Origin of the sequence: Dapis brunnea BLCC-M229 (assembly GCF_050015995.1) — a bacterium.
Classification (GTDB): domain Bacteria; phylum Cyanobacteriota; class Cyanobacteriia; order Cyanobacteriales; family Microcoleaceae; genus Trichodesmium.
Genome location: NZ_JBNHEP010000208.1, coordinates 1 through 24,598 on the forward strand (window position 1 = coordinate 1; position 24,598 = coordinate 24,598).

Annotated in this window: 22 protein-coding genes; 7 read left to right on the top strand and 15 right to left on the bottom strand. The window is 37.3% G+C overall.

Annotation, left to right across the window (positions count from 1 at the left end; translation table 11 throughout):
• Positions 1 to 807 precede the first annotated feature (807 nt).
• From ACP6PM_RS23190 to ACP6PM_RS23205, 4 genes are all read left to right on the top strand, one after another.
• Positions 808 to 960 (top strand): hypothetical protein, encoded by a 153-nt coding sequence (locus ACP6PM_RS23190; protein WP_426588805.1) that lies wholly within the window; start codon positions 808 to 810, stop codon positions 958 to 960.
• Positions 961 to 1,034: 74 nt separating this feature from the next.
• Entirely contained in the window at positions 1,035 to 5,411 is a 4,377-nt protein-coding gene (locus tag ACP6PM_RS23195) for a CheR family methyltransferase (protein WP_426588807.1), read from the top strand.
• Between the two features lie 6 nt (positions 5,412 to 5,417).
• Positions 5,418 to 5,567: a Uma2 family endonuclease gene (locus ACP6PM_RS23200; protein ID WP_426588809.1), complete on the top strand. Its 150-nt coding sequence runs from the start codon at positions 5,418 to 5,420 to the stop codon at positions 5,565 to 5,567.
• 258 nt (positions 5,568 to 5,825) lie between these two features.
• A complete protein-coding gene (locus ACP6PM_RS23205) occupies positions 5,826 to 6,512 on the top strand; it encodes a Uma2 family endonuclease (RefSeq protein ID WP_426588811.1) in 687 nt (228 codons plus the stop codon).
• Between the two features lie 552 nt (positions 6,513 to 7,064).
• Here ACP6PM_RS23205 and ACP6PM_RS23210 read toward each other — a convergent pair.
• From ACP6PM_RS23210 to ACP6PM_RS23225, 4 genes are all read right to left on the bottom strand, one after another.
• Positions 7,065 to 8,492 (bottom strand): Ni/Fe hydrogenase subunit alpha, encoded by a 1,428-nt coding sequence (locus ACP6PM_RS23210; RefSeq protein ID WP_426588813.1) that lies wholly within the window; start codon positions 8,490 to 8,492, stop codon positions 7,065 to 7,067.
• 523 nt (positions 8,493 to 9,015) lie between these two features.
• Complete coding sequence (locus tag ACP6PM_RS23215) at positions 9,016 to 9,567, bottom strand: NADH-quinone oxidoreductase subunit B family protein (protein WP_426588815.1); 552 nt, start codon at positions 9,565 to 9,567, stop codon at positions 9,016 to 9,018.
• 245 nt (positions 9,568 to 9,812) lie between these two features.
• A complete protein-coding gene (gene hoxU / locus ACP6PM_RS23220; RefSeq protein ID WP_426588817.1) occupies positions 9,813 to 10,529 on the bottom strand; it encodes a bidirectional hydrogenase complex protein HoxU in 717 nt (238 codons plus the stop codon).
• Positions 10,530 to 10,622: 93 nt separating this feature from the next.
• Positions 10,623 to 12,248 carry a NuoF family protein gene (locus tag ACP6PM_RS23225; protein ID WP_426588819.1) on the bottom strand — a complete coding sequence of 542 codons (1,626 nt, stop codon included), beginning with the start codon at positions 12,246 to 12,248 and terminating at the stop codon, positions 10,623 to 10,625.
• 185 nt (positions 12,249 to 12,433) lie between these two features.
• Between ACP6PM_RS23225 and ACP6PM_RS23230 the strand changes: the two genes are divergently transcribed.
• The gene (locus tag ACP6PM_RS23230; RefSeq protein ID WP_426588821.1) at positions 12,434 to 12,667 is read left to right on the top strand and encodes a hypothetical protein; all 234 of its coding nucleotides are present in this window, start codon (positions 12,434 to 12,436) and stop codon (positions 12,665 to 12,667) included.
• A gap of 97 nt (positions 12,668 to 12,764) precedes the next feature.
• On the opposite strand, the gene hoxE is transcribed toward ACP6PM_RS23230, so the two are convergent.
• From hoxE to ACP6PM_RS23250, 4 genes are all read right to left on the bottom strand, one after another.
• Entirely contained in the window at positions 12,765 to 13,292 is a 528-nt protein-coding gene (gene hoxE, locus ACP6PM_RS23235) for a bidirectional hydrogenase complex protein HoxE (protein ID WP_426588823.1), read from the bottom strand.
• A gap of 607 nt (positions 13,293 to 13,899) precedes the next feature.
• Complete coding sequence (locus ACP6PM_RS23240; protein ID WP_426588825.1) at positions 13,900 to 14,337, bottom strand: hypothetical protein; 438 nt, start codon at positions 14,335 to 14,337, stop codon at positions 13,900 to 13,902.
• Between the two features lie 118 nt (positions 14,338 to 14,455).
• Positions 14,456 to 14,779: a 2Fe-2S iron-sulfur cluster-binding protein gene (locus tag ACP6PM_RS23245; protein WP_426588827.1), complete on the bottom strand. Its 324-nt coding sequence runs from the start codon at positions 14,777 to 14,779 to the stop codon at positions 14,456 to 14,458.
• A gap of 582 nt (positions 14,780 to 15,361) precedes the next feature.
• Positions 15,362 to 15,889, bottom strand: a complete 528-nt coding sequence (locus ACP6PM_RS23250; protein ID WP_426588829.1) for a DUF1499 domain-containing protein — start codon at positions 15,887 to 15,889, stop codon at positions 15,362 to 15,364.
• A 91-nt stretch (positions 15,890 to 15,980) separates the two neighbouring features.
• On the opposite strand from ACP6PM_RS23250, the gene ACP6PM_RS23255 reads away from it, so the two are divergent.
• A complete protein-coding gene (locus tag ACP6PM_RS23255) occupies positions 15,981 to 16,370 on the top strand; it encodes a nuclear transport factor 2 family protein (protein ID WP_426588830.1) in 390 nt (129 codons plus the stop codon).
• A gap of 179 nt (positions 16,371 to 16,549) precedes the next feature.
• Here the strand turns inward: ACP6PM_RS23255 and ACP6PM_RS23260 are convergent, their stop codons facing one another.
• The 5 genes from ACP6PM_RS23260 to ACP6PM_RS23280 form a co-directional block, all read right to left on the bottom strand.
• Positions 16,550 to 16,819 (bottom strand): cupin domain-containing protein, encoded by a 270-nt coding sequence (locus ACP6PM_RS23260; RefSeq protein WP_426588832.1) that lies wholly within the window; start codon positions 16,817 to 16,819, stop codon positions 16,550 to 16,552.
• 244 nt (positions 16,820 to 17,063) lie between these two features.
• A complete protein-coding gene (locus ACP6PM_RS23265; RefSeq protein WP_426588834.1) occupies positions 17,064 to 17,684 on the bottom strand; it encodes a hypothetical protein in 621 nt (206 codons plus the stop codon).
• 101 nt (positions 17,685 to 17,785) lie between these two features.
• Entirely contained in the window at positions 17,786 to 17,959 is a 174-nt protein-coding gene (locus ACP6PM_RS23270) for a hypothetical protein (RefSeq protein WP_426588836.1), read from the bottom strand.
• A 330-nt stretch (positions 17,960 to 18,289) separates the two neighbouring features.
• Positions 18,290 to 20,020: a tetratricopeptide repeat protein gene (locus ACP6PM_RS23275; protein WP_426588838.1), complete on the bottom strand. Its 1,731-nt coding sequence runs from the start codon at positions 20,018 to 20,020 to the stop codon at positions 18,290 to 18,292.
• 284 nt (positions 20,021 to 20,304) lie between these two features.
• A complete protein-coding gene (locus ACP6PM_RS23280; RefSeq protein ID WP_426588840.1) occupies positions 20,305 to 21,588 on the bottom strand; it encodes a P-loop NTPase fold protein in 1,284 nt (427 codons plus the stop codon).
• A 237-nt stretch (positions 21,589 to 21,825) separates the two neighbouring features.
• Between ACP6PM_RS23280 and ACP6PM_RS23285 the strand changes: the two genes are divergently transcribed.
• The gene (locus ACP6PM_RS23285; protein ID WP_426588842.1) at positions 21,826 to 22,698 is read left to right on the top strand and encodes an alpha/beta fold hydrolase; all 873 of its coding nucleotides are present in this window, start codon (positions 21,826 to 21,828) and stop codon (positions 22,696 to 22,698) included.
• A gap of 638 nt (positions 22,699 to 23,336) precedes the next feature.
• Here the strand turns inward: ACP6PM_RS23285 and ACP6PM_RS23290 are convergent.
• Both ACP6PM_RS23290 and ACP6PM_RS23295 read right to left on the bottom strand, forming a co-directional pair.
• Positions 23,337 to 24,254, bottom strand: coding sequence for a histone deacetylase family protein (locus ACP6PM_RS23290; protein ID WP_426588844.1), 918 nt, complete (start codon positions 24,252 to 24,254; stop codon positions 23,337 to 23,339).
• A 92-nt stretch (positions 24,255 to 24,346) separates the two neighbouring features.
• Positions 24,347 to 24,595: a hypothetical protein gene (locus ACP6PM_RS23295; protein ID WP_426588846.1), complete on the bottom strand. Its 249-nt coding sequence runs from the start codon at positions 24,593 to 24,595 to the stop codon at positions 24,347 to 24,349.
• Between the last annotated feature and the right edge of the window lie 3 nt (positions 24,596 to 24,598).

The window sequence follows — 24,598 nt, forward strand, 5'->3', positions numbered from 1 at the left end:
CAGGAGACAGGAGACAGGAGACAGGAGACAGGAGACAGGAGACAGGAGACAGGAGTCAGGAGACAGGAGACAGGAGTTAGGGGAGGTAGGAGTAAGAATTGTCCCAAGATTGTTCTGCCTAATTCTTGCCTAAAATACTAACTTTTGGAGCGTTTTAGACTGAAACAGGCGCATTTTTTTCGACCCCAAAAAGGCACTTGTCTTTATATGTCAATGCTTTTAGATAGTTTTAGCAAGCGATAATTACCTCTTATTTTTAAGAAGAGGACTGGTTCAAATGAAAACCTCTGTAACAGGACTTACGCATAACCACCACATCTAGTAGGGGTGATTCGCGAATCACCCCTACAGATAGGGTATAATTCAAGATTTTGCGTAAGTCCTGTGTAATTCTAAATTCTAAATTCTCAATCAGAAATTGTGCTTCTTTTCTCCTAAGGTACACTAAAATTAGATATTTATTCGGATATGCTCTGAATTTGAAGCTGAATATACGATTAATTTTTTAGAGGAGACAGGGAATTGAGAATTGAGAATTAGGAATTGGCAGGAATAAATATTGACAAATATTTGTCTATTTTACATCTAGAAAGATATATACCAAACATCTCTCTATTTACCAGATTTCAATTGTTTAAAGTCTTAGTGCTTTTAGATTTTAGTCACTATTTAATTTCTTAATACTTATTTTACAAACAGTCTCTCAGTGAGAGGAAAAGAGTAGTGGCGTGTCAAGCTTGAAAATGTGGGTTAAAAAACCTAACCCCCCAACCCCCTTCCCTGCAAGGGAACGGGGAGCAGTCCTCTATGCTCACAGGAGAAGGGTTGAGGGATAGGTCTTCTAGGTTGCTCGCTCAAACACCCACAATTTTAGTCTTGACACGGCAGTACAACCATTTAAAAACTACACAAGTCATTCGTTTTGTGATTTTTTCAGCAAACCCCAAAGTAGAATTATAGTCTGCAACTCTCGTAAAGCTTTGATAAAGCCATCTAAGAACGAGAAAACCCACCAAAAAATCAAAACTAAAATAATGAAACTACAGCAGGAAAAAAAGTTATTTGTAGTCGGTATAGTAATATTTACAGATAATTTTCAGCAGTTAGAAGAATTTTTTCTTAATCTACCGGATGAGATAAATGCTGCATTCATAATATTACTCCACACTCAATCTCCTAGTTTCATTATTCGATTGACTCAATTCCTAGAAGAAAAAACTCCCTCTAAAGTCTATACAATAGAAAATGAGACAGTTATTATCTCCAATGCTTTCTATATTATGGCGATAGTAGAAGGCAAATATCTACAGCTAGAAAATTGCATTCTACATTTACTAGACAATCCTCCAGAGTCCGACACCCCCATCAATAGCTTTTTCAAGTCCCTAGCTCAAGAATGGGGAAGGCAAGCTATTGCTATTCTCATTTCCGGTAATCAGAATGATGGCCTAGAAGGGTTGAGAGCCATTCACAGAGCTAATCGCATATCCCTAGCCCAATCTTCAGAAACAGGCCAATTTACGAGTGTGTCCACTAATACGATTTCCTCGGAGTTACTTGAGGAAATCTTATCTCCAAGAGAACTGGCTCAATTTGTGTATCAGATTGTGGAGTCGGGAAGAAACCCACTATCATCTCCAGAAAATCAAGAAGGAGAATTATCATTAATTATTCCTGAAGAACTACAAGAAATATTAGGTATCCTTTACAGAACTCAGGACATAGATTTTTCTTATTACAAAATTTCTACTCTCAGCCGTCGCATTATTCATCGCTGCACTCTGTCACGATACGGAAAGCTAGAAAATTATATTCATTACCTCAAAAATTCTTCAGAGGAACAAAAAATACTTTGTCAAGATTTGCTGATCGGTGCTACCTCATTTTTTCGAGACCCTCCAGCTTGGGAATATTTAAAGACAGAAATTATTCCAGAAATCGTAAATAGGATTCAACAGGAAGAAACACAACTGCGTATTTGGGTCTCTGCTTGTGCAACTGGAGAAGAAGCTTATTCAATGGCGATACTGGTTAATGAAGCCATGCGGCAAACTGGTAAATCTCTCAATGTGAAAATTTTTGCCACTGACATAGATAGTAATGCTCTAGAAACTGCTGCTAGGGGAATTTATCCAGAAAATATTGTCGATCATCTGCCTCAAGAATACCTAGAAAGATATTTTAATAATGAATTAGGCAGTTATCAGATAAGGCGCTCGCTAAGGGAAATGCTAATATTTGCTCCTCACGACTTGACCAAAAATCCTGGTTTTTCCCAAATGCATCTGGTTTCGTGTCGTAATGTACTAATTTATATGCAGCCAGAATTACAGCAGCGAGTGCTGCGGTTACTTCATTTTTCTTTATCATCCCAAGGAATTCTATTTTTAGGCAATACTGAAAGCGTGGGAGAATTAAGTGAAGAATTTGTTACTCTCAACTCCCGTTGGAATATTTATCGCAAACGACGAGATGTACAGCTATCATTAACTCATCTGACACAAAAACCAGTAGTGCTACCTACTATCGATCCGTCTAAGCAGACAAAAATTAATCGCTCTAGGTTTGACCAAATGTTGGTGGAAGTATTTCGACTGGGTTTCGGAGAAAGAAAAGTTACTTGTTTATTAGTGAATTTAGATAACCGCTTGCTGAATGTTTTTTATAATGATGCGGAGCTGCTGCAAATTCCTGTCGGGGAAGCCAACTTAGAAGTCACTGAAATTATTCTACCAGAACTCAAGTTACCTATGGGTACAGCTCTGCATCGTGCGAAACGAGACAAGCAGACAGTTTTGTATACTGGAATTAAACTTTATCACAATGATCGAGAAGAAAGTATTACTTTACGAGTTGGTTACAATATTAACAACCCATCATTGGAGGAATATTTGATTATCTTTTTGGAAGTAGAAACTCCACCAATAATGGCTGTCAGCAATCTTCAAAATCAAGTCTATGAGGTAGTACCCGAAGTTGCCCAACAAATTGCAGAGCTAGAATATGAGCTACAACAAACTAGAGAAAATTTGCAAGCAGCAGTAGAAGAGTTGGAAACTATTAACGAAGAGCAACAAGCTACCAATGAAGAATTACTCGCTTCCAACGAAGAGCTTCAGAGTACCAACGAAGAATTGCAGTCTGCTAACGAAGAACTCTTTACTATTAACTCCCAGTATCAGGCAAAAATTGAAGAGCTGACTCATTTGAGTGAAGATATTGATAACTTACTTCATAGTATAGATATTGGTGTAATTTTCCTCGACAAAAATCTGAGAATTCGTCGATTTACCCCTGCTACTAGCCAAGCTATTAACATTAGAGGGACTGATATTAATCGTCCTCTATATCATTTTACACATAACCTAGACTGTCGAGATTTCATAGAAATTTTACAACAAGCTCTCAAAACTCAACAACCAATAGAGAGAGAAGTAATTCTATCTACAACTGGAGAGATTTTACTCTTGCGTGTTAATCCCTATATTCGGGAAGACAACATCAACGATGGTATAGTAGTAACATTGGTGAATATTAACGAACTACAAGAGACCAAAGCTCAACTTGCACATACTAATAATTTTCTGGAAACTTTATATGAGTTTAGCCCTACAGGTTTGTTTTTATTAGACGAAGAATTAAGATTTTTACGCATAAATTCGACTTTTGCTAGAATTAACAGGTTGAACGTATTAGAAAGTATTGGTAAAACTTTCTCAGAATTACTACCGAATTTAACAGATAGATTAAATCCCATATTCTCTCAAATATTGGCAACAGGTGAAATTGTGAGAAATATCGAAATCAATATTCCCTATACTGTCGCTTCGGAAATAGAAGGTTGGTGGCTAGCAAATTTTTATCCTGTAGAGTTAAAAAATAGCCAAATGGGAATTGCTGGGGTAATTACAGACATCACTCAACTCAAGCGTATTCAAGAAGAATTATTGCACAGCCAGAATTTAGCAGAAACAGCTAGCCAAGCTAAAAGCGAATTTATCCGTCGTATGAGTCACGAACTACGAACCCCTTTAAATGTTATTCTCGGTTTTACTCAAGTTCTAAGTTATGGAGATAATCTTAACAACGAGCAGAGAGAGCATTTAAATATGATGACGAAAAATGGGCATTATCTGCTAGAGTTAATCGAAGAAGTGTTAGATTTGTCTAGGATTGAAGCTAACCGCATGCAACTACAACCAACTTTCTTCGAGATTCACTCCTTAATTAACAATCTCAGAGAAATGTTTGAGATAGTTGCACAAAGTAAAAGTCTCCAGTTAATGTTTGAAATTGATCCTGAAGTTCCTCAATACATTTATGCCGATCAACGGAAACTACGACAAGTGCTAATTAATTTGATCTCCAATGCCATCAAGTTTACCGATCTGGGTCATGTCAAGTTAAAAGTAGGAGTTGTACAAATCTCAGAAACTGAGGATGATAATACAGAAGAAATATTTCCTAGTACAACTGCCACCTTATCCTTTGAAATTTCAGATACAGGTAAAGGTATCAGCGAGCAAGACTTAGAAAAAATATTTGACTCATTTGTTCAAGGAGAAGCAGGTAAGGAATCTCAAACAGGTACGGGTTTGGGCTTGACAATTAGTAAGAGATTTGTGCAACTCATGGGCGGCGATATTCAAATTAACAGCGAGCTGAATTTGGGAACAACTGCTAATTTCTCAATTATTGTTAATTCTATGTCTAATATCGCTCCTGTAAATTTGTCCGCCGAGCAACACATAGTTGGTCTTGCTCCCGATCAACCAGAATATTGTATTCTAGTAGTTGAAGACCGAGAAGATAATCGACAATTGGTAGTAATTATTTTAGAAGAATTAGGTTTTCGAGTATTAGAGGCAGTCAATGGTGAAGAAGCTATTCAAAAGTGGGAAGAGCACCAACCACAATTAATTTTTATGGACTTACAAATGCCTTTGATGAATGGTTTTGAAGCTATTGAACAAATTAAATCCACTCCTGAAGGTCAAGCCACCCCGATCATTGCCCTTTCTGCTTCTGCCAGAACTTTAAATGAGGAGCAACAATCATTTTTGGAAGCTAACTGTGCTGATATACTTTCCAAACCATTAGTAGAAGATGTTTTGCTTAACTCCATCGCTGAATGTCTGGATGTTAAATATATTTATAGTTTTTGCGATCTTCCCTCTACTCCTACAGACTCCACTTTACCAATATCTAGTTTATCTCCAGAAACCTTAAATTTTATGGGTAAAGATTTTTGCTCTCAACTCCGTATAGCAGCTATTACCTGTAACTCTCAAGAAGTAATTTCTTTATTAGAGCAAATTCCAGAGTCACAGCAGCAAATCAAAGAAACTTTGCTTAAATTGGCTAATGACTATCGGTTTGATATCATTGCAGAATTAGGAGAAGAGGCATAGGATGATGTGAAAGGAGCGCCAGAATTAATTGTGGAAATTGCTGGGAGTAGTGTTTCTCTTGATGTGCATGATAAGCTCAAAGTTTATTGTCAAAATCAAGTTCAAGAGTATTTAGTTTACCGTTGGAGTCAAGTATTTAAAATTTGGTGTTGCTGAATTAAGGGATGAATATTAGGTGGGATAGGCATCCTGCCTGTCCGAAAATATCAGGAACGGGCAAGATGCCCATTCCACAAAACTGTTAAAATCATCCCGCATTTATGCAACGCCTAAAATTTATTAAAATCAGGACTTACCGCATGAGGTAGGAAAAAATGGGATTAGAGATTGCTTCCCTGTCGGTCGCAATGACGAAAATAGGTTGTACTGCGTAAGTCCTAAAAATGTAATTTATAAGGCAATGAGGCGAAAATTATGACAAGTAAATCGAAAAATAGAGTATTAATATCAACAATTCCTACCCTAGAAAATGGTGATCGCCTAACTAGAATAGAATTTGAAAATCGTTACAGCAAGTCAAATATTAAAAAGGCAGAATTAATTGAGGGAATAGTTTATATAGCTTCTCCTTTACGAATTACAAAACATGGTAATCCTCATGCACGAATTATGACTTGGTTAGGCATTTATTGGTCAGCAACTCCGGGTATAGAACTTGGAGATAATTCTACTATTCGTTTGGATGGAGATAATGAACCTCAACCGGATGCTTTGCTCCGAATTGAAAAGGATGGGCAGTCAATTATTAGTGAGGATGGGTATGTAGAAGGTGCGCCGGAATTAATAGTAGAAATTGCTGCGAGTAGTGTTTCTATTGATGTGCATGATAAGCTAAAAATTTATCGTCGTAATCAAGTTCAGGAATATTTGATTTGGCGAGTTGAAGATGGAGAAATTGATTGGTTTCGGTTAAAATCAGGGGAATATATTCAGCTTCAACCTAATTCAGAAGGAATAACTTGTAGTGAAATTTTTCCTGGGTTATGGTTAGATAAAACTGCTTTATTAACAGGAAATTTAATGAAAGTTATTGAAGTAGTACAACAGGGGTTAGCTACAGTAGAACATCAAAATTTTGTGGATAATTTGGGAAATTTATAAGGTGGAAAAATGTTTATTTATCTATAACTTATAGTTAAGCTATTTCTGTCTAGCAAAAGCGAGTCTATTTGTGTGGGTAAATTTGAGCAAATTAATACCTCTCCCCCGACCCCTCTCCTACAAGGAGAGGGGAGAAATATTCTCCCCCTTCCCTGTTAGGGAAGGGGGTTGGGGGGTTAGGTTTTTTTCTCAAAATTTTAGTCTCACTCCAGTAGTCCAGTAGGGTGCGTTAGACGGCTATAATTTAGACTGTGAAAGGGATTTAACAATCTGTCGTAACGCACCATTTCAGATATGTCAGTTTACTACTAGACCGACACAGCTAAAACTGTACATTAGGGGGTAGGGACGTTGCATAACAAAAATGCGTTTCATGTCGCGCAGCGTTTCATGTCCGCTCTTAGCGGAAAACGTCCGTACGGTCGGAGGGGAGAAAGACGGTTGTTGGGTTACCCTGACGGGATCTTGCTACGTCCCTCAACCCAACCTACACTTATTGCACCATTTTTAGATGTGTCAGTCTACTACCTTTATCTAATAGCTGAAAGCTATTTAATTCCTATATACCTCATCTAAAACTGTGCCATTTGCTGAAATTAATTGAATATGTAATGGCATTTGACCTGCTGCATGAGTCGAACAACTAAGGCAAGGATCGAAAGCGCGAATACCAGCTTCAACTCTGTTTAACATTCCTTCTGGAATTTGATTATTGTGAATATAATATTTGGCAATTTGAGTCACAGTTTGATTCATTGCCAGATTATTTTGACCAGTAGCAATAATCATATTTACTTTCTGAATAATGCCATTTTCATCTACTTTATAATGATGGAATAAAGTACCCCTTGGCGCTTCACTAACTCCCACTCCTTCTAAACAGTTAATACCAGCAGTAGCGCGGGTGCGAGGGGAAACAATATCAGGGTCATCTATCAGTTGTTCAATTCTTTCTAAACAGCCAATAATTTCTACCAAACGAGCATAATGATAGAAGAAAGAAGAAGTCGGAACACCACCTGCGCGGTCTCGAAATTCTTTTAATTCTTGGTCTGCTTTTTCTGTACCAATTTGTGAACAAACATTCAAGCGAGCAAGAGGTCCGACTCTATAAATACCATTAGGATAACCCATGGGTTTGTAATAGGGGAATTTCAAATAAGACCAACTTTCTACTGCTTCTCCTAAAAATTCCTGATAATTATCTTCACTTAAATTATCGGCAACAATATTACCTTCACTATCAGTAAACCGTAACTTTCCGCCGTAATGTTCCCAATCACCATTTTCCCCAACTAACCCCATAAATAATGATGGAAACTTACCAAAAACTTCGGCTTCAGTTTTCAATTGTTCGTCTAATAAACCTTTAAACAAATTAAGAGCAATATTAGTAGTTTCAAAAGATTCTGGCAGACGATTTTTTATCCATTCTCGCCCTTCTTCAGAGAGGGGAGTTCGTACACCACCAGGCACCGCCCAAGCAGCATGAATTTTTTTAGCTCCTAACAATTCAATAACAGTTTGACCGAACTGCCGGAGTCGAATTCCTGCCCTTGCCAAATCAGGATTTTCTGCCATTAAACCAAAGACATTTCGTTTAGCAGGGTCACTATCCCAACCTAATAAAAAATCAGGACTACTAAGATGGAAAAAACTTAAAGCATGAGACTGAGTTAACTGCCCTAAATTCATCATTCGGCGCAATTTTTCCCCGGCAGGAGGAACTTGCACAGCGAGAATTTTATCTCCTGTTTTGGCAGATGCTAATAAATGACTGACAGGGCAAATCCCACAAATTCTTGCTGTTATTCCTGCCATTTCTGTAAAAGGTCGTCCTTCACAAAATTTTTCAAAGCCACGATATTCTACAACATGAAATCGACAGTCGGATACTTCTCCAGCATCGTCTAATATTACTGATATTTTGGCATGACCTTCGATTCTAGTTACGGGGTCAATGACTACTGTTTTAGACATAGTTTATTTTCTCCTTAGTTTAATAAGATTATGATTTTTACTGATTAAATTTTTACTGATTAAGTGAAATACATAAATAACGCTTTGTTGGGTTTCACTTCGTTCTACCCAACCTACATTTTTACTAGGGAATAGATTTCCCGGCGGTTGATTTTTAATTACAAACGCGGGCTTTCCCCCAATATTGTTGAGAATTCCAGATACCTAAACCTGCTTTTTTAGCAAAATTTTGAGCATTTAAGTAAGCATTTTTTGAGTAGGTTGGGTTAAGCGGCAGCGCAACCCAACAAAAAGACGTGTAGGTTTGCGTTAAAAATTGTCATTATTAGAAAGTAAAAGGAAAGAAATTTTTCGTTTAATATCATGTCCGGTAGCATCGTTTGTGTATAGAATTAAATCACAATTGCAAGAAAACCTTCTGCCTTCCTTCTACCAAAGTATAAGTATTCAAGCGGACATGATATAAGTTGGGTTACTCCTACGGAGAAGCAAGCTACGTTTCCTCAACCCAACCTACTAAAATTCACCCAAACTTAATCATTTCTCGACCTTCCATTTTTGGTTTTTCACCCTTTAATAAAGGTTCTAAAGTTGCCTTAATTCTGCTGGCAGGAGGCGGACATCCAGGCATAAAAATATCCACAGGTACTACTTCATGCACAGGCAGAACTTTGTCAAGTAATTCTGGTACAATTCCCGGCGCATTTGGTAATTGCTGATTTTCATCTGCCAATTCTAAATAACCTCGTTCCAAAACAGGTTTCGTACCACCTAACATATTTCGCATAGCTGGCACATTTGCAGTAACAGCACAATCTCCAAAAGAAATTAACGTTTTAGTCTTTTTTCTGACCTCAAGAATTATTTCTAAATTATCCTGATTTGCGACGCCTCCTTCCACTAAACAAACATCAACGTTTTCTGGATATTCTTTAATATCACTGCCAACCGGACTATAAACAACATCGACATGATTTGCCAGTTCAAACAACCATTCATCTAAGTCGAGAAACGACATATGACAACCAGAACATCCAGCTAACCAAACTGTGGCAAATTTAATTTTATTTGACATAATTAATACCTTAAATTAGGGAATAGGGAATAGGGAATAGGGAACAGGGAACAGGGAAAAGGTAGTTTGATAAATTCAGTCTCTAACTATATTTCAAGGGAACAGGGAATAGGGAATAGGGAATAGGGAATAGGGAATAGGGAATAGGGAGTAGAAAATAACCCAATTTTTTAATTTCAGTAGTTAATAGTGCTAAACCAATAACTGTTAACTATCGACTGATAACTGATAACTGATAACTGTATTCACCTTGTCCATTGTTTATTTTCCCTAGCATTGACCAAAAATTCTAATTTCGAGCGATCGCGCTCCATCTCAGCTACCGTTGCTCCCTTACGGAAAATTGCCCCAGTCGGACAAGCATCCACACATTTACCGCAAGAAGTACAAGCATCCACCTCTCCCCAAGGTTGATTCAAACCAGAAACAATAAAACAAGCAGCACCACGACTACCCACATCCCAAACATGGGCACCTTCTATTTCGTCACAAACTCGCACACAGCGACTACACAAAATACAACGATTATGATCTATGCCAAACTGTTTGTGAGATAGATCCATTCCTCGGTCTGGGAAACGATAAACAAACCGACTATGATCCATCCCCACCTCGATCGCCACATTTTGCAGTTCACAGTTTCCATTGGCAACACAAACTGCACAAACATGATTACCTTCAGAAAACAGCAACTCCACCAACATCCGCCGATATTCTTGCAACTTCGGAGTCTGAGTCTGTATTTCCATTCCCTCGGTAACCTGAGTTACGCAAGCAGGTAATAACTTTCTCATCCCAGAAATCTCTACCAGACACAACCGACAAGCTCCAATATCGGTGACACCCTCCAAATGACAGAGAGTAGGAATATGAACCCCTGCTTCCTTCGCAGCTTCCAGAATAGTAGTTCCTTCCTCAACTGCAATTTGATTACTATCAATAGTTAACGTTATTACTGACATATTTTGTTCTTCTCCTGGTCTATAACTATGCCTAATTCAAAAAATCAGAATATTTACCTTAGTAGGGGCGAATGGCCATTTAACCCTACTAACTCAATTAGCAGCAGTTACAACATGACCGTTATTAAATTCTGATTCTTGCAACAGCTCTAGATATTCTTGTTTAAAATAGTGCAACGTACTCAAAACTGGATTAGGTGCAGTCATTCCCAAACCACACAAGCTAGTATCTTTCACCAGATAAGACAACTCTTCTAATTTTTCCAAATCAATAGAAGTCGCCTTTTTATTCAAAATCTTAGTCAGCAAAGCGTACAACTGCACCGTGCCAGTACGACAAGGAATACATTTACCGCAAGTTTCACCACGACAAAATTCCATATAAAACTGCGCCACCTCTACCATACTCGTTTCCTTATCCATGACAACCATGCCGCCCGAACCCATCATCGAACCCACATTGCTAAGAGATTTGTAGTCTACAGGAGTATCAAGCATGGAAGCAGGGATACATCCTCCAGAAGGCCCGCCTGTTTGGACTGCTTTCACTTCCCCACCGGGAACACCACCGCCCATTTCTTCTACTATTTCTCGTAAGGTAATTCCCATAGGTACTTCAATTAAACCATTATTGCGGACTTTACCTGTGAGAGCAAATATTTTTGTACCTTTGCTATCTTCAGTGCCAATACTAGCATACCAGTCTGCACCTTTTTTAATAATGGGAGCAATGTTGGCAAAAGTTTCCACGTTATTAATTAGAGTCGGACAACCCCAAATACCAGACTGAGCAGGATATGGCGGACGGGGGACTGGGTTGCCACGTTTGCCTTCTACCGATTGAATGAGGGCAGTTTCTTCTCCACAAACGAAGGCACCAGCACCGATGCGGATGTCAATTTTGAAGTCAAAGGGACAGTCGAATATTTGACTGCCTAATAGTCCGTATTTTTTCGCTTGTTGAATAGCTTTTTTTAAACGTTGGATGGCGAGAGGATATTCGGCGCGAACGTAGATGAAACCATGATTTGCTCCAACAGCATAAGCAGCGATCGCCATTCCTTCTAATACTAAATGGGGGTCACTTTCTAATACACTCCGATCCATAAATGCACCGGGATCTCCTTCATCACCGTTGCAGATAATATATTTCTGACCTTCTGGCATTTTGGCAACTGTTGCCCATTTTAAACCAGTGGGATAACCGCCACCACCTCTACCGCGCAACCCACTGCGAGTAATTTCGTCTACGACTTCACTAGGAGACATTTCATGTATAGCGTGATATAAAGATTGATATCCACCGACAGCTATGTATTCTTCTATGCGTTCGGGGTCAATTTTTCCTGTGTGTTCCCTGACAATGCGGAGTTGGTGAGAAAAGAATGGGTGCTGAGAATCGCCTTTGATGACTTCAGTTGTACCGCCATTGAGTGCATCAATAATACTTGCTGCGTTTTCAGGTTCTACTTCCTCATAGAGAATATCATCAGGGTCTATTTGTACTAGGGGTCCGCGTCCGCAAGCTCCCATGCAACCTACTCCCACTACTTGGACGCGATCTTCGAGACCAAGTGTTTTGACTGCATTCTTCATATTTTTCATAATGTCTACAGAGTTAGAAGCTTGACAACCTGTAGACGTACAACAGTGAACCCGAATAGTTTTTTGCCTGTTTTTTTCCGTTTCGGCAATGTCGAGCAATTCTTGATAGTCCATATTTCGTTCTCCTCTCTTTTTTGTAGCTATTAACAGTCAGCGATCGACAGTTAGCTTTGTTTGTTTTTTTGAGCTGAACTTTACTTTTAAGTCAGTAAAAATAGAAATTTTAGTAGTTAGGTAAAATAGTCTTTCTTAGTCTTCATATCACAAAATTTATTTCTTCCCACTGACTAAATATTCTAGTGTCACAACTATATTTTTTTTCTGGCTTTCAGCATTTATATAATCAAAAAATAGTCAGTAACTTTAAACTAAACAAAAATTTACTTAATGTTCGGGCTAAAGCAAAACTACAAATAAATATTCGGGCTAAAGCAAAACTACAAATAAATATTCGGGCCAAAGCAAAACTACAAATAAATATTCGGGCTAAAGCAAAACTACAAATAAATATTAGAGTTAAAGCCCTACTATAAATAAATATTTGGGCTAAAGCAAAACTACAAATAAATATTCGGGCTAAAGCCCAACTACAAACAAAAACTGATTTAAAAGTTTTACTTTTGACTTAATTTATTCCTGCCAACCTTTGATTTTTTCCATCACTGCTTCTGGAGTTTGTTTACCTGCAACCTTACCATCAAATACCACTGCTGGTGCAATTCCACAAGCTCCTATACAACGGGCAGCCATCAGAGAAATTTGATTATCTGGCGTTGTTTCTCCTACTTTAATTTCTAATTCTTTTTCTAGTGCTTTAACTACTTCTCCACCGCCTTTTACATAACAAGCAGTACCCATACATACCACACAAGTATGAGCGCCACTAGGCTTGAGTGAAAAAAGATGGTAAAAAGTTGCTACTCCATAAACTCTACTTAATGGTAACTTTAAACCCCGTGCTACATAAGTCAAAACATCTGGTTCTAAATAGCCAAATGTTTCTTGGGCTTTATGCAATACCTCAATCAAAGAATCTTGACGATATTGATTCCGCTTCATTGTAATATCTAACTGTTTGAAGCGTTTATCGCCACTGGGATGACCTTTTTTTGCTTGTTGAGAATCTTTACTTTTAGTATCTTTTATGGCAGTTTCCATATATGAATCTCCCTAAGCTTACTTTTATTGGTATTTGCTTCTGAATAATAGCCTACATTTACCTTATTTTTACTGTCTGTTTCTTTCTACTTAAGTTAAAATTTTACTTTCTCTATAATTGTGGCATATTCCTGTTTTATAGGAGAACTTAATTTACATATTATTACAATCTTGTTTATCTTATTTAATAAACAACTTTTTGATTGTTTAAATAAATTTAAGAAAAAGCTAAATATTTAACAAATATTCCCTAAATTTGGTAATATAAATTATGGCAATCCTATTTTATTTGTGTATAAAAATCTTACCGCTTTTAGGGAACAGGCAACAGGGAATAGGTGGGAGTTTCAGTTTTTTTATCTACTTTTTGATTATCCGCAACCTATTTAGGATTGCTATATCTGTTTTTATAGCATAGATAAAAAAATGTTACAAGCACAATCCTACACAAACAGCTTTTCAGTAGTAATCATCCTGTAGCAAGTAATTAATGAGAAAAATTAGCAAAGAATGCTTTGAGAGTAACTTTCAATATTCTCTCAATATTTTAACTCTCATTCTTCCTTTAAAAAGAATAAGTTAATAGCTGACAGCTAATAGCTATAAATTAACCTTTTTTTTTAGCTCTATCGAGTCCAGCTTTTACCCAATTAATACATTCATATTCAGACTGAAAAATTTTCGGAGCAGCAATATTAGTCAAACTATCAGGTTTATAATGGTCGTAAAAAAACTTATCAGCCTCTTGATGAATAATAATTAAATTATCATCATAAACGTATCTCAACTTAAAATAGTCACGATGAGATTTAATATCCGAATTTTCATATAAATGCGATTGAGCAACTTTAATTATTTTCTCGATGCTATTAGTATAAAAACCTGTATAATTTTCCCCCAGGTGAAAATTTCCCTTATGTCCTAAATCTGATAATAACTTATATGAATAAATTGGAATATCGTTAGCGATCGCTAATACATAAGGAATAATCAAATAACCTTGATAAGAAACCGAATTTTCGTAAATAAATCTATTTATCATCATACTTTTCAATAATTAATAATTAATAATTAACAATTAATAATTACCTCTTCTATAATAGTCAGGATTGATTAAAAGAATTTTTTTTGTTTTTTTTCCTTAAAAGGAGAGGCTTTAAACCTTAATTTTTTTGGTAAAGAGAGGATTTATATAAAACCTGTTCTTGGTGAGTATAGATAGTACAATCAGACAAAGGAACAGCTACACAAGTAAGAATATAACCAGCTTCTTTTTCCTCCGGACGCAAAAACTTTTGCTCACTTTGGTCAACTTCACCACTTATCAATTTTCCCAAACAACCAGAACAATTTCCTTGCCTACATCCATAAGGTAAAAGAATTCCATAATCTTCAGCAATATCTAATATATACTCATCTTCAGGTACTTCAATAGTCTTATCTAAACCAATTTCTGGGTTGAGCAAACGAACTTGATAAACAATCATTTCAATTATCAGTTATTAGTTATCAGTATCTTCTCCTTTTGTAGGAGACTTGAGACCTTATTTTATCGCGCTACGCGCTAGGGAATAGGGAATAGGAAACAGGGAACAGGGGAAAAAATTAATGATTTATCTGCCAGAAAAAAGGGAATTGGGAATTGGGAATTGGGGAAAAGAATTAATGATTTATGTACAATAATTGATTTGATTTTTTATTGTTGGAGATGTCTAAAAAAGAGGGAGTAGGGAGTAGGGGGAAATAATTGATGATTTATGTACAATAATTGATTTGATTTTTTATTATTGGAGATGTCTAATAGACTTCTCCCCCAACCTCTCTCCTGCTCCGAGAGGGGTGTTTCTCCCCCTTCCCTGGTAGGGAAGGGGGTTGGGGGGTTAGGTTTTAGCCTTAGTGCAGAATGGCGGAAGTAACTGACTAGTTACAAAATCCTAAAATCCTTACTAACCAATACTTTTGACTGTATTGAGTGCATCTTACATTCTGAGGAGACCTCAGAATTACGCACTCGCTTTTAACTTCCGCGTAGCGACACTAGACACACCACTACTAAATTTGAATGTTTCCTAAGTATTGGTTTTGAGTTCGTTCAGTTTTTCCCTAATAGTTTCGACTCGTTCCCGGTTAACACCTAAATCACTTTCTCCTAAACGGGAAGCGGAACGTACTTGAATAGCATTAGCTTCTTCATCTACATAAAATTCCACATCATCCACATACCCCATAATTTTACTGGTAAACTCAGCATACAAATAATTTTGCTCTTCCTTAACAATATTAGTACGAGGTATTGATTCAATTATTTGTTTGAGGTTAGCGATCGCCATTTCCGGTTCAGAGTCATAACCCAGGGAAGCAATACCATGTTGTGCATCTTGACTGTAACTACTGACACAATTTGGACTACTGGGGCAAGGTGCAAGTCGTCCAGAATATACACCAAGATTATCGGGTCTGGTGCCTGCAAATAAAGTCAGTTTGCCAGAAGTGGCAATATTTATTCCGACAACAATGGCAACTACTACCAATAAAAGGATGGTAATGTTAAACATTTTCTGAAATATGTTAGAAGATTTTTTTTCTGTTGTTTCCATAGTCTATCGGAGAAATAATTTGATTGAATTTACCACACATTATTTTATCCTAAATAATAACAATTATTGTCTATCTAAAGTCAAAAATTATATGAGTGAAGAAAACCAAGCAATTTTAGCAGCAAATCAAGCATTTTATCGAGCTTTTGAGAAACGGGACATTGTAGCTTTGGATGGCATTTTGTCCAAAGGTATTGGCACTGTTTGTATCCATCCAGGTCGTGATGCAATTCGTGGTTTTGATAAGATTCGTAGTTCGTGGGATTTAATCTTTCAAAATACTGATTATATTGAAATCGATCTTGATATTATTAGGGCGGAAATTAATGGAGATATTGGTTATGTTATTTTGGTGGAAAATTTAATGCAAGTGAATGGAGGTAGAAGAATAAAAGCTCAGTCTATGGCAACAAATATTTTTGAGCGGATGGGGGGAAATTGGTATTTGATTCATCATCATGGTAGTCCGTTGATTAAGTAAGTTAATTTCGGTAGTAACTTGTCTAGCTTAAAAAAACCTAACCCCCCAACCCCCTTCCCTAGCAGGGAAGGGGGAGAAATATTTTCCCCTCTCCTACAAGGAGAGGGGTCAGGGGAGAGGTCTTCTATTATGCTCAAACTTATCCACAAAACAGAGCAAGACGAACTACTACAGGAATATTAATAAATATGAATTGCTAGCCAAATTGTTTCTATATTTGCATCGGTCGATATGATTTTATGTGGAGTTTTTGCCGGGATAAAAATATGGCTATCTTTGACTAATTTTGTTGCCCTTTGATTAATTTCTAATACAGCGGAACCTTGCAGTAATGTCACCCATTCATCTTCGTCTTGGATAAACTCTTCACTGACAAAATTCGGAGGTGAAATTATTTTGTTAATTTTGACGTTTTTATGGGATAATAAATTGTTAAATATCTCTTCCATAATTTTTGTAAAATTCAGTATAATAACAACAATTATATAATAAGACAATATAAAAAATGTAGTGTAGCAACACATCTAAAATTTTGCAATAGTAGGGGCGGGTTCTAGTTTAAATTAACGAGTTTAATCATCAGATCAAATAAACCCGCCCTAAATATCTAACTATCTCCCCATCTCTCCGAACTATATAATCAGTATTTAACCGAATTTAATATTAGGACATAGATTGCACAACACCAAAAAATTAAACAACTGCTTGAGCGTCTAGCTGTAATTCACATTGTACAAAAATGTAATTAACTACAGCAAATAATTGCTCTAAATTTTGAAAACTGTAAAAAGTAATATTTTTAGTAAAGCTATCTGCTGTTAATTTACCAAATTGCCAAATTTTGCCATTTGAAACAATGCCAAAAACTACCAATTCTGGATTGTTATTCAATTTTTGAGCAGTTACCATTTCCGCTAAACATTGTCCCCATCCTTCATCAAATTTATCTTGTTTTGCCTCGACTAAAAGTAGATAAGGTTTGTCAAAGATAACTTTTCCTAGAGGGGAACGTTTAGCTAGGATATATTCAGGAAATCCAGATAATTTATCATTGTAAATCAGAGATTGATGACTCCACAAAGTCAATTTACTACAATAAGATTTCCAGATTTCTTTTAAGACTGGATAAATCAAATTTTCACAGATAGCAAATTCTGAATTATCGACTATTCCTTCCCGCATGACTATTTGTATGTCATTTTTGAAATATTCAGGAATGTTAAATTTTGCCTCAACAATAAAATCAACTTCCCTATAGGTAATCTGAAATTCTTGGAGAACTGCACCAATACTTTTGTAATTACTAAAAGACATATTTTTATCGGATTAAAATTCACTTATATTTTTGTAGGTTGGGTTGAGGAACGAAACCCAACAGAAGGAAATAGACATTTTTTAAAATCATCGTTTTGAATCTATAAAATCTTACCTTTAACTTTGGAATTTTGACTTTTAACTTCCGTAGTTTCCCACTCTAAAACTCTGGCAAGTAATTCCGTAACAACTAGGGAAATATCCTGTCCTTGTTGAGTTGCTTTTTCTCGGAGTCGTGCTTCTAATTCTGGGGTTAAATTAATTGTAATTGACATATATATTGTTTTTACTTTAGATTGATAATTTAATGTTATTTATATTAACATACTGGGCAGTCAATCACTCCTTTTCATATAGAATCAATCCGGTAGAATAGTCGTCATTGCGACGATAGGAAGCAATCTCCGCGCATCCCTGAGATTGCTTCCTTCCACTCCGTTCCAGTCGCAATGACTTGGATATACTAATTATCCGGATTTTATATCAATTACCGGTTAACAGTTTCTATCATCTGTACATCCGTGGCCAAATCCCTCTCTAGCTCTACAGATTAATCATTAGACATCATCCGTGCATCTGTGGCAAAATCTGTGTCTAGCCCCTGTCTAGCTCTTTTGTTGTTGCCGACAACGTTCGAGATTTTCCCGCGTCTTAATCGTTTTAGGATGTTCGACACCTAATCTCCTTTCGCGAATATCTAGTGCTTCTATATACAAAGGTTCCGCTTCACTATAACGCCCTTGGTCACAGTATAAATTTGCTAAACTATTGAAGTCCGTTGCTAAATCAGGATGGTTTGGTGGCAGGGAATGTTTATCTATTTCAATAACTTGCAAATACAAAGGTTCCGCCTCACTGTAACGCCCTTGTTTATAATATAAACCTGCTAAACAATGGATGTGAGATGCTAAATCAGGATGGTTTGGTGGTAGGGAACGTTTATCTATTTCTATAGCCTGCAAATATAAAGGTTCCGCCTCATCGTAGCGCCCTTGGTCACGGTATAAAAGTGCTAAATTGTTTAGATCAATTGCTAAATAGGGATGGTCTGGAGGTAAGGAGCGTTGATCAATTTCAATAACTTGCAAATACAAAGGTTCCGCCTCACTGTAACGCCCTTGATAATAGTATAAAAGTGCTAAATTATTGAAGGGAGTTGTATTCGGTGATAGGGAATCCTTATATATTTCGATGGCTTGTTTGTACAATGGTTCTGCTTCATCGTATTTATCTTGAAGACGATATAATTCTGCTAGGTTGTTGAGGTTGATGGCAAGAGAGGGATGATTTTCAGGTAGGGCGATTTTGTCGATTTCGATGGCTTGTTTGTACAATGGTTCTGCTGCTTTGTATTTCCCTTGAGATTTATATAATCCTGCTAAGTTGTTGAGGTAGGTGGCAAGGGATGGATGATTTTCGGGTAGGGCTATTTTGTCGATTTCTATGGCTTGTTGGTACAAAGGTTCGGCTGCCTCGTATCTCCCTTGAGATTTATATAATAGTGCTAAATAATTTAGGTTGCTTGCTAAATCTTCCTGCAAACCCCACTCTTGCTGCAAACCTATTGCTTTCTGAAAATATTTAATTGCTACTTCTTTCTCCTGCTGATAACCTTCATATTCCCCACGTTCCACCCGTCGAGCAAAAATCTTTCCCAAACTCCCATACAAAGTCACCAAACTAACATCTTGCTCTCCCTTTTCCTGCTCAATTTTCTCAATCAACTCCTGCAAATCTGCCATTGGCAAAAAATGAGGGTCATCCTCATCTACCTCATCCAATCTTTCACCCAAAACCGGACGCAAAAAATCAACATCCTCCCTAGGAAGAGCTTTTTTCTGAAAAGAAATAAACCGAAATACACCCTTTCGCCATGCCCAAAAATCTGGCGCTTTTTTACTCAGATTTCGTTCCATTTGAAACGTCACCCAGAGCACAATAGAAAAGGGAAATTGTCGCAAAGCTTCCCGCGTCCACTGTAAATAACCGAAAAACTTTTCCTGTTCCGATTTTTCTCCATCAAAAGTCAAAAAACGCAATCCATCCACACCCGTGACAGTAATAACAGCTTGCTTTCCTGCCTGCAAATATTCATCAGTATCCACCACCGAAGCGATCGCCGCCCTCAGACTCGGTTCTCCCTTTGCTAACTCAACTCGATAGCAAGGAATATTAGGGGATAATTCTCTTTCATATTTTTGAATTATTTTTTCTCGATATTCACTATTATCACAGACAGCAATCAGAATATTTAAGGTGCGGTAACTCGCCTCAATAGAAACAATTAGATCGTCATAATTGTTCTGATTTTTAATTTTATCTAGTAATTCTGTCATATTTATTTATTAAATAAAAGTGTAGGTTGGGTTGAGGTATCAAAACCCAACAACAATAAATACCCAACAACAATAAGGGGTCTGTTGGGTATCACTATCATTCTACCCAACCTACTAGCGCGTCTAGCGAAAATGTGGGTCAGTTTCAGCAACCCGGAAGACCTCTCCCCCGACCCCTTCCCTTGTAGGGAAGGGGGTTGGGGGGTTAGGTTTTACCCACAATTTTAGCCTAGACACGCTACTACATTTACTTCTAAATTCTCAATTCTCAATTCTCAATTCACCTATAATTTCCTTTTCCTTTGCAAAATTTCTGTCACAATAGGGTGAATATCATACCAAAGTTCACCATTGCGATATTCCAGCACATATAACCCATGCAATAAATCTAAAAATCGTTGTTCTTTGGGGTCATTTGGTGTAAAGTATAGATAAGTTTGCTTTAAAATTTCATAGTCCGCACTGCCGATTCTAGTATCAAAATCAATACTAATATTAGTAATAGCTTCCTGTAGCACTTCAGCATTAATTTTTATTTCTAAATCATCTGGTTTGCGCCGAATTAACCGCAGACAAATCCGACAACATTCATTAGTTATTCTGACTAACTCCCGCAAGACTCCACCACTATAAATAATAATTTTATTGACAGTTTCCGGCTCAATTAATTCTCTAGAAATTCGTTTATCAATTACATCAGTTAACATGGCTATCGCTTCTGGTATTGGCTCAGAATTAGTTAGGTAACGTTCTCCCTGTTTAAACAACTTAGAAACTGGCATTGTCACAATTTGATTATTAGTTTCTGTGGTTAAAGTTGCTGCCATTCGGACTTCCCGTAAAACTGAAATAGGAATAGTAAAAATAATTCTAAAGTTGGGTTGAAATAATGCTTTTATATGTTCTTCATAAATCTGTCGCACTACACCCAGGTCAATTTTATCCAAATCATCAATAACAACTAAAATTTCTTTTTGAGAAGCATTCTGAACTACAGCAGCAATTTCATTAATTCTGGCAATTAAATCAGAGATTTTTCGGAGAAATTCTTGTTTAATTTCCTCTCTAATAGTCGCATCAGCTTTTAACTTCCCAGTAATAATTTTAAATAAGTCAAAACCCGCCGAAGTTTCAGCCTTAAATTCTTCAGTTTCTGTTCTAGTACGCTTGGCAAACCATTTATAAAATTGGTCTTTTGTAGAAGATTTAATTTTTACCTCTTGCTTTTCTGCTTCCTCCATTAACCGAACAGCGATCGCGAACAGAATATTAATATGATTAACATCGGACATTTCTATAGAGTCAGAAATAGAGAAAAACACCACAAAATATTTATCTGCCATCTTCCGACAAAATTTTGCTAAAAGAGTAGATTTACCACACCCCCGATGACCAGCAAAAATTATTTTACTATCTCCAGAAGGACTATCCTCCACCAGTTGTTCCAACTCTTCGATAGTTTCAGTACCATATTCAACCCAAAACTTTTTCAGTGCTGTTTCTGTCAGCAGTGGTAGAAGTTCCAGATTTCTATAAGCTTCACGAAATGACTCTAATAATTGACTCATTTTACCATAAATTGTTTGGTGTTATATCAAATCCGGTAGCATCGGTATTGTAGGGGCGAATGGCCATTCGCCCCTACACATTGTATGACGATCGACAGAATTATGTTACTCCGAAGTCAACGGATTTAATATTATAATATATAGTATAGAGTATACAAGAAATTGGTATAAATAAGCTGAATTTTCAATTACTATTAATATAGAAAAATTACTATTTATTCACCCGACTAAATTCTCATGTTTGAACAATTTACCTATCAGAAAATCTCCACTTCCAATGTCACCATTAATTTAGCCAAAGGCGGAGACGGACCTCCACTACTACTATTACACGGCTATCCTCAAACCCACATTATGTGGCACAAAGTCGCCCCCACCCTCGCGCAACATTTCACCGTCATTTGTACAGACTTGCGCGGTTACGGCGACAGCGACAAACCACCCTCCGACCCCCAACATCTCACATATTCTAAACGAGTCACCGCCCAAGACCAAGTAGAAGTAATGGCAGCTCTGGGTTTTCCAAAATTCTTAGCAGCAGGTCACGATCGTGGCGGTAGAGTTCTCCATCGCCTCTTACTCGATCGCCCCGAGTGTGTCGAAAAAGCAGCAGTGCTAGACATTGTACCCACGAGAAAAATTTTTCAAACTGTCAACCAACAACTCGCCACTGCTTACTCCCACTGGTTTTTTCTCCTCGAACCTAACAATATTCCGGAACGTCTCATCGGTTCCGACCCTGCTTTTTATTTGCAGAGCAAACTAAAACAGTGGAGTGCTAACCAAGCAGGTTTCACTGAGACTGCCATAGCAGAATACGTTCGTTGTTTTAGTGACCCCGCCAGTATTCATGCCACTTGTGAAGACTACCGCGCTGCTGCTTCTATTGACTTAGACCATGATGAAGCAGATATTGACAGAAAAATACAATGTCCGTTATTGGTCTTATGGGGAGGGTTGGGAGTGATGGAAAAATGTTATGACGTGTTAGAAACCTGGCGAGAAAGGGCGATAGATGTGCGCGGTCAAGCTTTGGAATGCGGTCATTTTGTGCCGGAAGAAGCGCCAGAGGAAACAACTCAGGCGTTGCTTGATTATTTTAGAGTATAATAGTTTGGTAAAACACTTATAATCATGCTCGTAGTTGGGCTTTAGCCCCTTATATGTCTGGGCTAAAGCCCAACTACAAACAAAGGCTTAATTAGGGTTTGCTTATGGAAAGTCTTTTGGTAGGGGTAGGAGACAGGAGACAGGAGACACGAGACTGGAGAAATGGAGATTATAGAGGAGGTAGTCGTAAAAATTGTCCCAAGATTTTTCTGCCATAATCATCCCAAAATACTAGCATGCATGAGCTTTTTGGACCGAAACAGGCGCACTTTTTTCGACCAAAAAAGGCTCAAAGCAATATCTGTCAGTGCTTTGATATTTAATCAGCAAGCCCTAATTATAACGCACTTATCTGACTTCTGACTTGCGTATAGCACTTACAAGTAAAAATTAGACATCTCCAGAAAAGAGGGAACAGGGAACACTTAACTGGGAACAGGGAGAAATAATTGATAATTTATCCATAAGAATTGATTTGATTTTTTATTGTTGGAGATGTCTATTAGCTTTAGGTTATGAAATACAGAAAATTGTGCTACTTATAACATTTCTAAATAGTAATACTGCCTTATTTGATTGCCATCCCCCCATCTCCCCATCTCCCCATCTCCCCATCTCCCCATCTCCCCATCTCCCCATCAAATTCGATACTGCTGAAACACATCTCTCGCAGCACGATGCAATAATGAATGAGTGTAAACCAGTGAATTCATATCCTTTGTATACCCACCTCCAATAACGCAAGCGACGGGATAACCTGCTCCTACACAGGTACTCAATACTTGCATCTCCCGCCGAAATATTCCTGTATTTGTCAAAGCTAATTTTCCCAAAGCATCATGGATATGGGTATCAACTCCCGCATCATACAAAACCAAATCTGGCTTGACTTCTGACAGCAAATCTGGTAAATATTGCGCTAATGTCTGCAAATAGCGATCGTCATCCATTCCTTCTGGCAAAGGTACATCTAAGTCGCTAATTTGTTTTCTACTGGGAAAATTTATACCACAGTGCATCGAAAATGTAAACACCGTCTCATCATTTTGAAATATCCAAGCAGTTCCGTCTCCTTGATGCACATCTAAATCTACTATTAGAATTTTTTTAGCTAATCCTAATTTTTGAATCACACGAGCAGCGATCGCTAAATCATTAAAAATACAAAACCCAGACCCATAACTGGGAAACGCATGATGAGTGCCACCAGCAGTATTGCAAGCTACACCATATTTGAGTGCTAACTGTGCTGTTAATATTGCACCACCCACAGCAATGCAAGTTCGATTTGCTAATGGTTGACTCCAAGGTAAACCAATGCGTCTTTGTACTTTTGGGTCTAAAGTGCCGTTACAATATCCTTCTATATAGTCACGATGATGTACTAATTCTATCCATTCTAAAGGAGGGAGTTGTGGGGTAAAAAAATGGGATTTATTTGTCACTTCATCTGCCAATAACATTTCATAAAGTAGTTTGAATTTTGCCATAGGAAAGCGATGACCAGATGGCATTGGTGCAACATAATTAGGATGATAAATAATTGGTAAATTCATTATTTAAGTCAAAAGTAAAAAGTTATTGTAGTAGAGTGATACAACTAAAATATTGCAATAGTAGGGGTGGGTTCTAGTTAACTTAATGAGACTCAACATTTAATTAGATGAACCCGCCCCATCCCCCGCTCCAAATAATGGACAAAATTAGCTGTGTCAGTCCAGTAGGGTGCGTTAGCAAAGCGTAACGCACCGAAATATGGCGTTGCTGATTTTGGGTATGATTTGGGCTTTGTTGGAGAAGTATTAACTACCATTTCTTTAATATTAGGAATAATGATAGAAGTAAAAATAACACCGAAACTAATACCTAAACCAATAAAGACTGAAAGTATTACCAATCA